The organism is Cupriavidus sp. C1SS-2L, from assembly GCF_057073735.1.
In genome coordinates, this window is sequence record NZ_CP172709.1 from 1,710,494 (window position 1) to 1,724,026 (window position 13,533).

Consider the following 13,533-nt stretch of genomic DNA (forward strand, 5'->3'; position numbering starts at 1 on the left):
AACATCTGTTACGAATCACTGCCAAACTGCGACACGGTGCCGGCATCCGCACTCTTAGACTTTGTGGGAAGTTCCCATAACAAAGCGAGGAGGCAGCAATGCAGAAGCACAAGGGCAGGTTCGGCCTGAGGATAATTTCATTGGTGGCGGCGCTGTTGTTGGCCAACGGAGCATCGTGGGCGGCAAATTCCGATGCCGACCTGACGTCGGCAGGCGCGCAGCAATCCGCCAGCAAAGACGGTCTCATCCCCGCCTGGGAAGGCAAGGACACGCCATCCGCGGGCTGGACGCCGGACAAGCCGCGCGGCGCCTTCTGGCAGCACAAGAACGAGAAACCGCTTGTCACCATCGACGCCGCCAACGTCGACAAGTACGCCGACAAGCTGAGCCCCGGCCAAGTCGCCTTCATCAAGGCCACCAAGGGTTATCGCATGGAGGTCTATCCGACGCATCGCAATTGCGGCGCACCGGACTGGGTGCAGTCCAACAGCAAGCGCAATCTCACCGAGGCGAAGATGGCCGCCGACGGCGTCACGCTCGAAAACGCCGTGCTGCCGGGCGTGGCCTTCCCGCGTCCGAAAACGGGCGCCGAGGCGATGTGGAATTTCCAGACGCGCTACCGCGGCATGGGCGTGCAGTTCCCGAGCTTCTACACGGTGCTGTCGCCCCGCGCCGGCAGCGACGAATGGGTGGACGCGAACCAGGAGATGACGATGTTCTTCCCCTGGGCGAAGAAGGGCGCGGCCACACCCGAGCAGGTGAAGAACACCCTGATGGCGGTGTACTTCCAGTACAAGTCGCCGGCTGCGCTCGCGGGGCAAGGCGCCGTAGGCATCAACTCCTTCGGCAGCGCCTCGCCCGAGGTCTCCTACTACTTTCCGGGCCAACGCCGCGTGCGCCGCATGCCGAGCTATGCCTACGACGCGCCGCAGATCGGCATGGAGAACCAGTACACCGTCGACCAGGCATTCATGTTCGTCGGCAATCTGGACCGTTTCGACTGGAAGCTGGTCGGCAAGAAGGAAATGTACGTGCCGGCCAATTCGTTCGGCATCTACGACTTCACGGCAAAGTTGCGCGACGTGCTTGAGCCGCAGTACATCAGCAACGCCAGCCGCCGCTACGAACTGCACCGCGTGTGGATGGTCGAGGCGACCGTGAAGGCGGGCACCCGTCATACCGCGCCCAAGAAGACGTTCTACTTCGACGAGGACAGTTGGCTCGCGCTGGTGTCGGAAGACTATGACGCGCAGGGCAAGCTGTGGAAGCTCCGTGAAGGCTTCCCCCTGCCGGTCTGGGAAACCGGCTCCTGCGATCTCGAAACCTTCGTTCAATATGACCTCATCAGCGGTCGCTACGTGGCCGACGGCGTGACCATCGGCGGCAGCAAGGACATCCGCTGGATCACCGACTCGAACGAGCCCCGTTTCAAGCTCGACTACTACACGCCGGAAAGCCTGCGCGCACGCAGCGAGCGCTAAACCCGTACAAAGCCAGCCGCCGGCATCGCCCGGCGGCTTCCACATTCAAGAAGCGAACCGCATGCGCAGATGCTGCGCGGTGCGGTATTCGCTCGTCGCGAGTTTTCATCACAACAATAAAAGGGAGGAAGTCGTGAAGACAAGAAGCAAGCGGTATGTGGTCCGGTCGTTCGCCTTGTCGGCAATTGCCGCAGCCATTCATGCGGGCTCCGCGAATGCCATCGAGATCAAGGGGGACACTGTCTACGGATCGTTCGATTCGCAGATCACGACGGGCCTGGCCATGCGCGCCCATGGCATTGACTGCCAGCGCGTGGGCGACCCGAACACCTCTGGCTGCGCGGGCGGCGTCAATACCGCCCAGTTCGCCAACCTGGACAACGGGGACCTGAACTACCGCAAGGGGCAGCTTTTCGCCGCGTACGTGAAAGGCACGCACGAACTGCTGCTCAACTTTCCCGAGGACATCAAGTTCATGGCGCGCGGCACGTGGCTGTATGACATGGCGGCCAGCCATACCGACCGCTCCGACCTGAACCGTGACGCATTCGATCAGGTGGCACGCGACGTGCGCCTGCTCGACCTATGGGTGAGCAAGGGGTTCTCCATCGGCGACCAGAGCGCGCGCGTACGCCTGGGCAACCAGGTCATCAACTGGGGCGAAAGCATCTTCGCGCTCGGCGGCATCAACTCGACCAACGCGCTGGACATCCAGAAGGTGCTGGTTCCGGGCACGCAGCTCAAGGAAGCGGTGCTGCCCGCCCCCATGCTGAGCTTTGCCACGGGTCTCGGGCACGGCTTCAACATGGAGGCGTACTACCAGTTCCAGTGGAACGGCAGCCGCGTGCCGCCGGTGGGTTCGTACTTCTCGCTGACGGACAACCTCGGCCGCGGGGGCGAATCGTTCAACGTCAGTACGGAGAACCCCAATTTCTCAGGCACGGACGCGACGACCATCGCGCGCTCGCACGACCAGGGGGCCATCCAGCGCACGCAGGCGGCGATCAATCAGGGGGCATTCGCGGGACCGCCGTTCAACACCTTCGGCATTCCGCTGGTGGGCAACCAGCTAGCCCGTAATTCAGGCCAATACGGCATGGCGCTCCACTTCAAGCCGGAAGGCACGCAGCTTGACCTCGGTGCCTACGTCATGAACTACCACGACAAGCTGCCGTCGATGATGCTGCGCTCGGACGATACGATCCAGACGCGATTCCTCGAGGATCGCAAGCTGTTCGGCGTCAGCGCGAACTTCCCGGTCGGCGACTGGGCGGTGGGCTGGGAGCTGTCGTACCGCCCGCACGATGCCGTGGCGCTGAGCGCCTGCTATGGCCCCAACGGTCCGCTGGACATCATCACCAACGGCGTGACCGGCATCGACTGCCAGCAGTGGATCGACAAGAAACGCTTCCAGATGCACCTGACCGGCCTGTTGGCGCTTACGCCCAGCAACTCAGGCGGGCTGCTGAAGCTGCTCGGCGCCGATGCCGCGGCCTTTACGGGCGAGCTGGTCGGCATCTATTTCCCGGGCGTGAACGCCAATTCGCGCTTCGTCCGTACCGTCAACGGTGTCCAGGTCATGCAGGCCCCTGTATCAGCGCTGCAGCCGTGGATGGACACATCGACCAACGACACGCTCGGCTATCCGATCTCCGCTGCCCGGGGCACGTCGCTGTCGATGGGCGCCACGGTCGACTTCAACTGGACCTACGACGGCAGGCTGATCCCGGGCTGGCAGGTGACGCCGGGTGTGACCTTCTCATACTCGTTCATGGGCTACACACCGACCGCGCTGGGCAACTACATGCAGGGCGCCAAGTCGGCCAACCTGTACGTGCTGTTCAACCAGAACCCGACGAAGTGGCAGGCGGGCATCAACTACACGCTCTACTGGGGCGGCAACCCGCTCGCCCAGCCGCTTGGCGACCGCAACTTCGTGGGCGCCTTCCTCACCCGCAACTTCTGACACGGCGGCTGTCGCGTGCGCGCCGGTCCCCTGAGCCGGCGCGACTTCTCCGCATCGCCGCATCCCGCAACAAGGAAGCATCTGGCCATGAAAGCCCTGGTACGACGTCTTGAAAACATACTGTTCGCCCACCGCGTGACAACGCTCGCGGTGATCGGGCTATTTACCGCGGCAATGACGTTCTTTGCCGCGCAGTTGCGCATGGAGGCCGGCTTCGAGAAGCAGATGCCGCTCGGGCACGAGTACATCCGGACCTTCCAGGAATACCGCGATGACCTGTTCGGCGCCAATCGCCTCACCGTGGTGGTGCGCCCGCGCCACGGCGACATCTGGACGCGCGAGGCGCTGGGCCGGCTGTACGACGTTACGCAGGCGGTGCTGTTCCTGCCGAACGTGGATCGTCTCGGCGTGCAGTCGCTGTGGACGCCGAACAGCTACGTCAACGAGATCACCGAGGACGGCTTTCGCGCCGAACCGCTGATCGACGGCAACATCACGCCGCCGTCGCTCGACGCGCCCACCATCGCGCGCATTCGCAAGGCTACCGGCGACGGCGGCTTCGTCGGCACGCTGGTCTCGCGCGACCAGCACAGCGCGATGATTACCGCCGAACTGGAGGAACGCGACCGCGACGGGAAGCAGCTCGACTACGTGGCGTACAACCACTTGCTTGAACGCCAGTTGCGCGACAAGTTCGAAGACAAGGACTTCGAGATCCAGATCATCGGCTTCGCCAAGCAGATCGGCGACATCGCTGACGGCGCGTCGAGCGTGCTGGCCTTCTGCGGCGTGGCGCTGCTGCTGACCGCGCTCGCGGTGTACTGGTACTGCCATTCGCTGCGTTTTACAGTGCTGCCCATCGTCTGCTCGCTGACGTCGCTGGTGTGGCAGTTCGGCACGCTGCGGCTGCTCGGCTTCGGCCTCGATCCGCTGGCGGTGCTGGTGCCGTTCCTCGTGTTCGCCATCGGGGTGTCGCACGGCGTGCAGCAGATCAACTTCATCGTGCGCGAACTGGCGCACGGCAAGACCCCCATGCAGGCGGCGCGCAACAGCTTCTCGGGGCTGCTGGTGCCTGGCACGCTGGCCCTCGTCACGGCCTTCGTGTCGTTCGTGACGCTCGTGATCGTGCCGATTTCGATGGTGCGCGAACTGGCGATCACCGCGTCGATCGGCGTGGGCTACAAGATTCTGACCAATCTCGTGATGCTGCCCGTGGTGGCGTCGTGTTTCCGCATCCCGCAGGACTACGGCGTGCGCGCAATGGCCACGCGCGAGCGGCGCTCGCGCTGGCTGCGCGGGCTGGCGAAGGTCGCCCAGCCCCGCGCAGCCATCGCTGTGGTGCTGCTCTCGGCGGGCCTGCTGGGCGTGGCGATGTACGAGAGCCGCGACCGCGTGATCGGCACGGTCGAGCAAGGCGCGCCGGAACTCCGGCAGGACGCGCGCTTCAACCGCGATGCACGGTCGATTGCCGACAACTACGACATGGGCCTCGACTGGCTCACCGTCGTTTTCGAATCTCCGCCGCAATCGTGCGAGAACGCCGCCATCGGCGCCTACCAGGACGACTTCGCCTGGGCCATGCGCGACGTGCCCGGCGTGGTGTCCATCAGCGGCTTCTCCACGCTGGTGCGCACCTACAACGCGGGATATAACGAAGGCAATCCGAAGATGTCGGCGATCCCGCTCGACGCCGCGAACTACGCCGCGCTCGCCATCGAGATCGGCCGCCTGCGCGGCTACATGCGCAAGGACTGCAGCATGACGGCCGTCCACCTGTTCCTGGCCGACCACAAGGCCACCACCATCGCGGGCGTGATCCGCGCCGTGGAAGCGTTCCGGGCAGGCAACCGGCGCGCCGACGTGACCATCCGCCTAGCGTCCGGCAACGCCGGCGTACTGGCGGCCATTGACGACGAGGTCGAGCGCAGCGAACTGCCGATGATGCTTTACGTCTACGCCACGATCCTGCTGCTGGTGCTGATCGCCTATCGCGACGTGCGCGCGGTGGTCGCCTGCTGCCTGCCGCTGACGCTGGCTACCTTCGTCGGCTACTGGTTCATGAAGACACTCGACATCGGCCTGACCGTTGCCACGCTGCCGGTGATGGTGCTGGCCGTCGGCATCGGCGTGGACTATGCGTTCTACATCTACAACCGTTTGCAGGCACACCTCGCGGCCGGACTACCGATGGCGCAGGCGGTGGAGAACGCACTGCTGGAAGTCGGCATGGCGACCATCTTCACGGCGATCACGCTGGCCATCGGCGTGGCCACTTGGGCCTTCTCGGCGCTCAAGTTCCAGGCCGACATGGGCAAGCTGCTGGCGTTCATGTTCCTCGTCAACCTCGTGATGGCGATGACGGCGTTGCCCGCGCTGGCCGTGGTACTCGACAGGCTGTTCCCGCGCCGGCGTTCGGTGCGGGTGTCCAATTTCATGTCGCACTGAGGAGCGAAGGCATGCAAGAGAGAAACTGGCTCCGGGCGGCGCTCGTGTCGCTCACGGCGACTGTTGGCCTGATGGCTGCGGCCCACGGGGCCCGACCCGATGAATCGCCCCAGCTCCTGCCGGCGGTACGGTCCGCCGCCGCCACGAAGGCGATGATGCTCGGCGCCACGCGCGCCGGCGATCGCATCGTCGCCGTGGGAGAACACGGTGTCGTACTGCTGTCGGACGACAGCGGCAGGCACTTCCGGCAGGCGACGCGCGTACCGGTGCGCGTGCTGCTGACGGGTGTCAGCTTTGCCGACGCGCGCCACGGCTGGGCGGTCGGCCATGCCGGCGTGATCCTGCATACGGAGGACGGCGGCGAAACCTGGACGCTACAGCGCTCCGATACGGGGACGGACCAGCCGTTGTTCTCCGTCCTGTTCCGCGACCGCGATCACGGTCTTGCCGTGGGCTTGTGGTCACTGCTGCTGGAGACCGACGACGGCGGCAAGTCGTGGCGCAAGCACGACCTGCCCGCGCCGCCAGGCAGCACGAAGGCCGACCGCAACCTGTTCCGGCTGTTCGCGGCGCCCGATGGTGCGGTCTTCATCGCCGCTGAGCAGGGGATGGTGCTGCGCTCGACCGACCAGGGCAAGTCGTGGCGTTACCTGCAGACCGGCTACAAGGGCAGCCTGTGGGCAGGCGTGGCGCAGCAGGACGGCACACTCGTAGTGGCCGGCATGCGCGGGACGGTGTACAGCAGCCGCGATGGCGGCGAAAGCTGGCATCAGGTGCCGAGCGGCACGCACAGCGCGGTGATGGATCTCGTCGCGGTGCCGGGCGGGCTGGCTGGCGTGGGCGCGGAAGGCGCGTCCGTGCGCGGGTCGGCTGCCGCGAGCCTGGTAGCCGCGCCGCGTCCTGACAGGCTGGACCTCACCGCCGTCGCGGCCGCGCCAGACGGCAAGCTGATCGACTTCTCCTCGCGCGGACCACTGGCGCCGCGTTAGCGGACCAGTTGTTCGTGTGTCGGCGAACGCACTGCTGCCAGTGCTTTGCCTTTTCGGGAACCGCCGGTGTGCACTGCCAGCGCCGGCGGCCCATTTTTTTGGGCCGATGCGGGCACCCGGATGGCCCGTGAGGTCGCCTCGCCATCACTGTCTTCCGCGTGTAACAAAGCGCTGCTACCGCTTGCCAATCCGGATCATGCCGACCGGATCGCCGGCCATATAGTGGGACCACGATTCAGCCCCAGTCCCTCATGTCTCCCACCATGAATCACCGAAACCAACGCACTGGCGCCGCTGTCAGGCTCGCGTGCCTGATGCTGTGCGCGGGCGCAGCGGCAGCAGCAGGCTCCGCATATGGCGCCGCCCCGCTGCAACCGGAAACCCTCACCGTCCAGCCCATGCCGCCGCGCGGCGACCATGTCCTGTACTCGCTCGACATGGACAATCCGATCGACACGCGCCTCGCCGTGTACGACATCGACAAGAAGAAACTGGTTGCCCAACAGGGCGCCGGCTTCATGCCCGGTGTCGTCCAGTCGCGCGATCATCGCTACACCTATGTCGCCACCAGCTATTTCGCGCGTGGCACCACCGGCCAGCGCACCGACGTGCTGGAGATCACCGACAACCAGACTTTCAAGAAGGTCGGCGAAGTGGAACTGCCGCCCAAGCACGCGCAGCAGGTGCCGTCGCTGTTCAACACCACGGTTTCCGACGACGGCAACTTTGCCTACGTGACGAACATCACGCCGGCCACCTCGGTTTCGGTGGTCGACCTGAATGCCAGGAAGATGGCGTCGGAGATCGACACGGCGGCGTGCGTGCTGACCTATCCGTCCGGCCCCGGGCGTTTCGCGTCGCTGTGCCAGAGCGGCAAGGCGCTCGTCGTCACGCTCGACAAGGCGGGCAAGGAGACCGCACGCGAGCAGACCGCCGCCTTCATCGACGTGGAGAACGATCCGGTCTACACGCACGCCGCGCGCTGGGGCAACGGGTACCTGTTCCTCACGTTCGGCGGCAAGGTGACGCCCGCCGACTTCTCCGCCAGCCCGGCGCGCTTCGATCCGACGTGGTCGCTGCTCAGCGCGGAAGACGCCAAACAAGGCTGGCGCCCGGGCGGCCTGCAGCCGCTCGCGGCAAGCCAGGCGACCGGCCGTCTCTACGTCGCCATGCACCAGGGCGGCGAGGGCACCCACAAGGAGCCCGCCACCGAAATCTGGGTGTTCGACCTGAAATCGCATGCCCGCGTGGCGCGCTGGAACCTGACCGAGGCGAAGCTGCTGCCGATGCTCACGCTGTCCGTGTCGGAGGGCGATCGCCCGCTCGTCTTCGGCAGCACGTTCCACGGCGTGCAGGCGTTCGACGCGACGACGGGCAAGCTGGTACACGCCGACAAGACGCTCGGCAAGGCCATCGTGCAGATGTTCCCATTCTGAGGGGAGGCCATGGAGATCGATCCCGTTTTTCTCAGAGCCAGCCAGGGCGCGGTAGCCATCGTGTTCGGCGCGGCGGCTGTCTCGAAGCTGGTGAATATCGACCGCTTCGAACGGGCGCTGGCGTCGTACGGGCTGGTGCCGGCGTTCCTGCTGGCACCCCTCGCGCGGGCACTCGCCATCGCTGAACTGGCCGTCGCCGTGGCCCTGCCGCTGGAGGCTGCGCGCTACGCGGCGGCGCTGGCCGGCTTCGCCCTGATCGGCGTGTTCTTCACCGCGATGGCGGTCAATCTGGCGCGCGGCAACCGCGACATCGACTGCGGTTGCTGGGCCTTCGGCAAGCACGAGGACGGCACCAGCGCACGGCTGTCGGGCTGGCACCTCGGCCGTGCCGCGCTGCTGGCGCTGCTGCTGGCGCCGAGCCTGATGGAATCCACGCAGCGCAGCGTCGAGTGGGTCGACTATTTCACCGTCGCGGGCAGTCTTGCCATTGCCGGCGGCATGTTCTTTGCGATAGATCTACTGCTGGCCAATGGGGTCGCAGTGCAGAAACTGAGGTCCTGAAATGCAGAATGCTCTGGTGGTTTCACAAGTCATGCTCTGGCTCGTGGTGGTGGTGCTGGGCCTCGTATGCCTGGCGATGGTGCGGCAGATCGGCGTGATTTACGAGCGCATGATGCCCGTTGGCGCGCTGGTGGTGGACAAGGGGCCGGGCGTGGGTGCCTTGGCACCCGCCTTCGATCTGCCAGATCTGTATCAGCGCGAGGTCCGCATCGGCGGCCGGGCTGACGACGGGCGCAGCACCTTCCTCTTCTTCGTCTCCCCGACCTGCCCGGTCTGCAAGAAGCTGCTCGCCCTGCTGCCGTCGCTGCAGGCCAGCGAGGGCGCGCGCTACCGCTTCGTCCTTGCGAGCGACGGTCAGCGTGCCGAGCACGAGGCGTTCTACCGGAAGGCGGACCTGTCGGCGTTCCCGTACGTCCTCTCGCAGGAACTTGGCATGGCGTACCACATCGGCCGCCTGCCGTACGCGGTGGTGATCGACAGCGAAGGCAAGGTCCGCTCGAAGGGACTGGTCAACAACCGCGAGCATCTGGAGAGCCTGTTCGTGGCGAACGAACTGGGCGTGGCGTCGATCCAGGAATACGTGGCGCATCGCGACACCCAGCAAGTGCAGGCCTGAGGAATCTGAACATGAAATGGATTGACGGACTTTTCGAACGCTCGGCACGTACCGTCGCGCAACACCACGGCCGCCGCAGCGCGCTGGCGCGGATGGGCAAGGTGCTGCTTGGCGCTGCCGCCGTGCCGCTGCTGCCGGTAGACCGGCTGGCCCACGCGGCCGGCCCGGCGCCGGCGGCAAAGCTGCCGGCCGGCATCGACGACGAGACGAGTTGCGAATACTGGAAGCACTGCGCCATCGATGGCTTCCTGTGCGCCTGCTGCGGCGGCAGTTCCAGCAGTTGTCCGCCGGGCACGTCGACCTCGCCGATCACGTGGATCGGCACCTGCCTGAATCCGCATGACGGGCGCAACTACATCGTGTCGTACAACGATTGCTGCGGCAGTACCACCTGCGGGCATTGCATGTGCAACCGGAACGAACGCGAGCGGCCGATGTACAAGATGTCACTCAACAACGACATCAACTGGTGCATGGCAAGCCAGCCGTCCACTTACGTCTGTTCGGTGTCGGTGCTGTTGGGGGTGCAGGAGCAATGATGAGCAGAATCTCTGTGACGGCCATCGCGGCAGCGGCATGGCTCGGGCTTGGCGTGGCGGGCAGCGCGCTCGCGCAGGACATGGCCGCCGGCAAGGCGGTATTCGCTAGCAACTGTGCGGTCTGCCACCAGGCGAACGGGCAGGGGCAGGACGGACTGGCGCCCGCGCTGACCACCTATCCCGGCCGATATGCAGGCACCGACACAGGCCGGAAGCTGCTGGCGCACGTCGTGCTGAATGGCATGATCGGTGCCATCGAGAACGGCGGAAAGCAGTACAACGGCAATATGCCGAACTTCCGTGCGTTGTCCGATGCCGAACTGGCCGACGTGCTGACGTTCATCGCCATCGGCCTGCCCGGCATGGGCACCACGGGCGGCAAGCCGTTCACCGCCGAGGAAGTCAATGCCGCGCGTGCGCCGGCCATCGCACCCACGGAAGTCCGCCGCCAGCGGGCCGACGTGGTCAAGGAAGCCGGGCTGTGAAACCCGCAGGCCTGCACTGGTCTGCATGGCTCGGACTGTGCGTAGCGCTGGGCGGCTTGGCGGGATCGTCCGCACACGGACAGTCCCTGTCTGCCGGCGACGCCGACGCGTACCGCAATTATGTGCTGCACTGCATGGGCTGCCACGGCGCCAGGGGCGACGGCGTGCCGGGCAAGATTCCTCCGCTGAAAGGCGCGCTCGGGCTTTTCGTTCACTCCGACCCCGGCCGGCAGTTCATCGTCAGGGTGCCCGGCGCCTCGACGTCGGCGCTCACCGATGCGGAACTGGCGGCGGTCACCAACCTACTGCTGGAGCGGTTCAGCGCGAAGGAATTGCCTGCGAACTTCCAGCCATACACCGAGGCCGAAGTCGGCCGCCTGCGCCGGCCGGCGTTCACCGATGTGGCCAAGGTGCGCCACGACGTAATTACCGACCTCCGTCGCGACGGCGTGCCGCTCCGGTTCGACTACTAAGCATGCTCTCGCGCAGATTCGCGGTGGCCTTTGGGAGGGGCGGGTAACTGCCCATGAGCGGTCGTTCGGCGATCAGACCCGGATTGTCTCTTTCTCGGCCGGTCCGGCCATCGAGGATCTTCGCGCGCGGCAGGTAGAGCGCACCATGTAGTTCCACCCCGGCGTATCCGTTCGCATCGTATACGCTGATCGACCAGAAGCCGTCCACGGGGACTTGCGGCACGTTCAGCCGGTACACCGTCTTGCCGTCGTTGCCGTGCCCAAGGGGACTCGCATTCGCACACTCTCGGCGACTCTACTCGACGCCGCTTGACCGAAGCCTGGGGGCCATACGCGAGCGGCGAAGAGGCGTGCCCTGAACCAACTCGCGAGGTAGCGTCAGTTCCATCTCGAAGGAGTCACCGCGGTACCATGACACTCCTACATACGCCAAGCGATTGTCATCACCGTAGACGTGCCGAACGATCTTTGCAATCGGTGACCCAAATGGGTAGTCCAGACGTTCGGAAATTATGTAGTCAGCCACCTCTACTGACAGGACTTGGCGAACGTTGGCCGAAAGCTCGGGAGCGAGCTCGAATACGAGGCTGACCACCGTCGACTTTTCCAGTGCACGCCTCGGAAACTGCTTGAATATCTCATCAGCGACGAAGACACGCATCATTCCGAATGGAACACCGCGCAGCGAGTGCACTTTGGAGATTTCGACATAGGATTCGAACGGTAAAAAATCAGCACGAAGCTCTTCGGGCAGTTCCTTTACCTTGTTCTTGTAGACCACGCTGAGTTGCATGTCGTCGGGCGAATCACCTCGAGCGCCTTTCACGTCCCTGTGAGGCGCTGTTGTAGCAGCAGACAGATCGCAGACGATGGTGCCCCGGCCTCTGTGGGTGGTCAGGAGACCCTCTTGTACCAGTAACGCGACCGCCTGACGTACCGTGATCCGGGCGACCTTGAACTGTGCGGCGAGCGTTTCGAACTTCTCGAGTCGATGATTTGCCGGCCACGCGCCGGACAAGATCTTGTACCGGAATAGATTCGCCAACTGGACGTAGAGGGCAATACCTCGAGCTGGATCGAGGGCAGTGTCGGGGGGGCCAAAGCGGGCCGGAGCATTTTGTTCGTTAGCCATACCATGCAAAGATGTGATTTCTGCCTGATCAAGTGCTTTCGGTAGCATCTTACAGGATGGGCCAGGGACACTGCTCATGTGGTCTGCCAACAAAGGGATGCAAAAAAAATGGTCGCCAATGGCGACCGAAACATGGAGACGCATGTTGACTTGCCCGACTTCTTCTGTCGGCTAAAAAATGTGTCTTAGTCCCAATGCGGCGCCAAACTGGCTGTTCTTCCCAGCCCCGAGCGTGTATGTACTACCACCTCCTACTGACGTGTCAAAATTCAGACTCGCATTCTTTGCGTAGGCGCTTGAGAGGTAGAAACTGGTGCGTTTGGACAGGTAATACCGAGCAATGAACAGCACTTGCCAAGGATTCTTGACATCGGACAGAAGGGATCCCGTGGTCGGGTTGGTCAGTGTCTTGACGTCGTCGTAGTAGAACCCGAGGGTTGTCTCCACAGCCGGCATAAAACGATATGTCGCTCCGATCCAGTAGTAGTCGTCGCGCAACGTTTCAGCATCGGCGGCGTTCTTGTTTCGGCCCCAGCGATAGCCGGCCATGACATCGAGCTTGTCCGTCGCATAATGCGCGGCAGCACTGGCTTTCTGGTTCTTTCCGGGCGCGCCCCCAGCTACGGCTGCAGGCCGTACTTCATCGTAGCCGAGCGCGAAGCCGAGCGAGCCTGCGGCATACTTTGCTGCGGCACCCCATGCGGAGCCGGAGCGGAAGTTGCCTGGGACTTCGCCGGCAGTTGTTGCTGACGCGGTATCGACGCCGAACGACCAGTGCGCGACGGCGGTCACAGGACCAAAATCGCCCGTGTATTTCACAGTGTTGTCTTCGCGCACGAAGCGGCCGAGGAAGACGCCGGCCGGCTCATACTGCGGTGCGTATGCTGCAGCTTGGAAGTCTGCAAAGATGTCAAACATCGAAGTGTATTGACGGCCAAGGGTCAACTTGCCCAATTGTCCGGAGAGCCCGCCAAAAGCTTGCCTGCCAAACAGTCGGTTGCTATTGCCCAATTTGCCGTCGTCGGCGGTGAAGCCACTTTCCAGGACAAACAACGCCTTGTATCCGCTGCCGAGATCTTCGACACCACGCAGACCCCACCGTGAGCCGCCAATGCCACCGGAGTTCATGGCGAAGCGATTGCCTGCAGGACCGCGTGCGGCTGGAGTGGCCCCCTGCGCCATATTGTTGATGTACTCAATGTTCATGTCGAGCACACCATATAGCGTGACGCTGGATTGCTGCGCTTGGGCTGCGTGAGCGAAGCAGGCGCTTGTCAAGATCAGACCGAGCCCAAGGGACTTAGGCCGTTTGCGTGTAATCATTTTTTTGTCTCCTCCTTTTTCTGAAGCAACAACGGCCGGAGTGTTGAGCCGGCCGGCAGACGAGGCCGGTCCTCCCGTTTGTCGGGT

Annotated in this window: 12 protein-coding genes and 1 pseudogene; 10 read left to right on the top strand and 3 right to left on the bottom strand. The window is 64.2% G+C overall.

Annotated elements, in window-relative coordinates; all coding sequences use genetic code 11:
- The first annotated feature begins 98 nt into the window (after nt 1–98).
- The 10 genes from ACIGJG_RS25565 to ACIGJG_RS25610 all read left to right on the top strand — a co-directional run bounded on the left by ACIGJG_RS25565 (nt 99) and on the right by ACIGJG_RS25610 (nt 10,991).
- The gene (locus tag ACIGJG_RS25565) at nt 99–1,481 is read left to right on the top strand and encodes a DUF1329 domain-containing protein (RefSeq protein ID WP_140950327.1); all 1,383 of its coding nucleotides are present in this window, start codon (nt 99–101) and stop codon (nt 1,479–1,481) included.
- A gap of 133 nt (nt 1,482–1,614) precedes the next feature.
- Nucleotides 1,615–3,447 carry a DUF1302 domain-containing protein gene (locus tag ACIGJG_RS25570; RefSeq protein ID WP_483673221.1) on the top strand — a complete coding sequence of 611 codons (1,833 nt, stop codon included), beginning with the start codon at nt 1,615–1,617 and terminating at the stop codon, nt 3,445–3,447.
- 87 nt (nt 3,448–3,534) lie between these two features.
- On the top strand, nt 3,535–5,892 hold the full coding sequence (locus tag ACIGJG_RS25575; protein WP_483673222.1) for an efflux RND transporter permease subunit: 2,358 nt from the start codon (nt 3,535–3,537) through the stop codon (nt 5,890–5,892).
- A gap of 11 nt (nt 5,893–5,903) precedes the next feature.
- The gene (locus ACIGJG_RS25580) at nt 5,904–6,881 is read left to right on the top strand and encodes a YCF48-related protein (RefSeq protein ID WP_483673223.1); all 978 of its coding nucleotides are present in this window, start codon (nt 5,904–5,906) and stop codon (nt 6,879–6,881) included.
- A 263-nt stretch (nt 6,882–7,144) separates the two neighbouring features.
- Entirely contained in the window at nt 7,145–8,317 is a 1,173-nt protein-coding gene (locus ACIGJG_RS25585; protein WP_483673224.1) for an amine dehydrogenase large subunit, read from the top strand.
- A gap of 9 nt (nt 8,318–8,326) precedes the next feature.
- Complete coding sequence (locus ACIGJG_RS25590) at nt 8,327–8,878, top strand: MauE/DoxX family redox-associated membrane protein (RefSeq protein WP_483673225.1); 552 nt, start codon at nt 8,327–8,329, stop codon at nt 8,876–8,878.
- A 1-nt stretch (nt 8,879) separates the two neighbouring features.
- Entirely contained in the window at nt 8,880–9,494 is a 615-nt protein-coding gene (gene mauD / locus ACIGJG_RS25595; protein ID WP_483673226.1) for a methylamine dehydrogenase accessory protein MauD, read from the top strand.
- Between the two features lie 11 nt (nt 9,495–9,505).
- Nucleotides 9,506–10,033: a methylamine dehydrogenase light chain gene (locus ACIGJG_RS25600; protein WP_140950321.1), complete on the top strand. Its 528-nt coding sequence runs from the start codon at nt 9,506–9,508 to the stop codon at nt 10,031–10,033.
- Nucleotides 10,033–10,518 (top strand): c-type cytochrome, encoded by a 486-nt coding sequence (locus tag ACIGJG_RS25605; protein WP_483673227.1) that lies wholly within the window; start codon nt 10,033–10,035, stop codon nt 10,516–10,518. Before ACIGJG_RS25600 ends, ACIGJG_RS25605 begins: the two co-directional genes overlap by 1 nt.
- Complete coding sequence (locus ACIGJG_RS25610) at nt 10,515–10,991, top strand: c-type cytochrome (RefSeq protein WP_483673228.1); 477 nt, start codon at nt 10,515–10,517, stop codon at nt 10,989–10,991. Before ACIGJG_RS25605 ends, ACIGJG_RS25610 begins: the two co-directional genes overlap by 4 nt.
- Before the next feature lie 163 nt (nt 10,992–11,154).
- Here the strand turns inward: ACIGJG_RS25610 and ACIGJG_RS25615 are convergent.
- The 3 genes and pseudogenes from ACIGJG_RS25615 to ACIGJG_RS25625 form a co-directional block, all read right to left on the bottom strand.
- A pseudogene (locus tag ACIGJG_RS25615) lies at nt 11,155–11,244 on the bottom strand (DUF1214 domain-containing protein); the annotation flags it as partial.
- A gap of 42 nt (nt 11,245–11,286) precedes the next feature.
- Complete coding sequence (locus tag ACIGJG_RS25620) at nt 11,287–12,201, bottom strand: GntR family transcriptional regulator (protein WP_483673229.1); 915 nt, start codon at nt 12,199–12,201, stop codon at nt 11,287–11,289.
- A 93-nt stretch (nt 12,202–12,294) separates the two neighbouring features.
- Nucleotides 12,295–13,446 carry a porin gene (locus ACIGJG_RS25625; protein WP_483673230.1) on the bottom strand — a complete coding sequence of 384 codons (1,152 nt, stop codon included), beginning with the start codon at nt 13,444–13,446 and terminating at the stop codon, nt 12,295–12,297.
- Nucleotides 13,447–13,533: the final 87 nt, after the last annotated feature.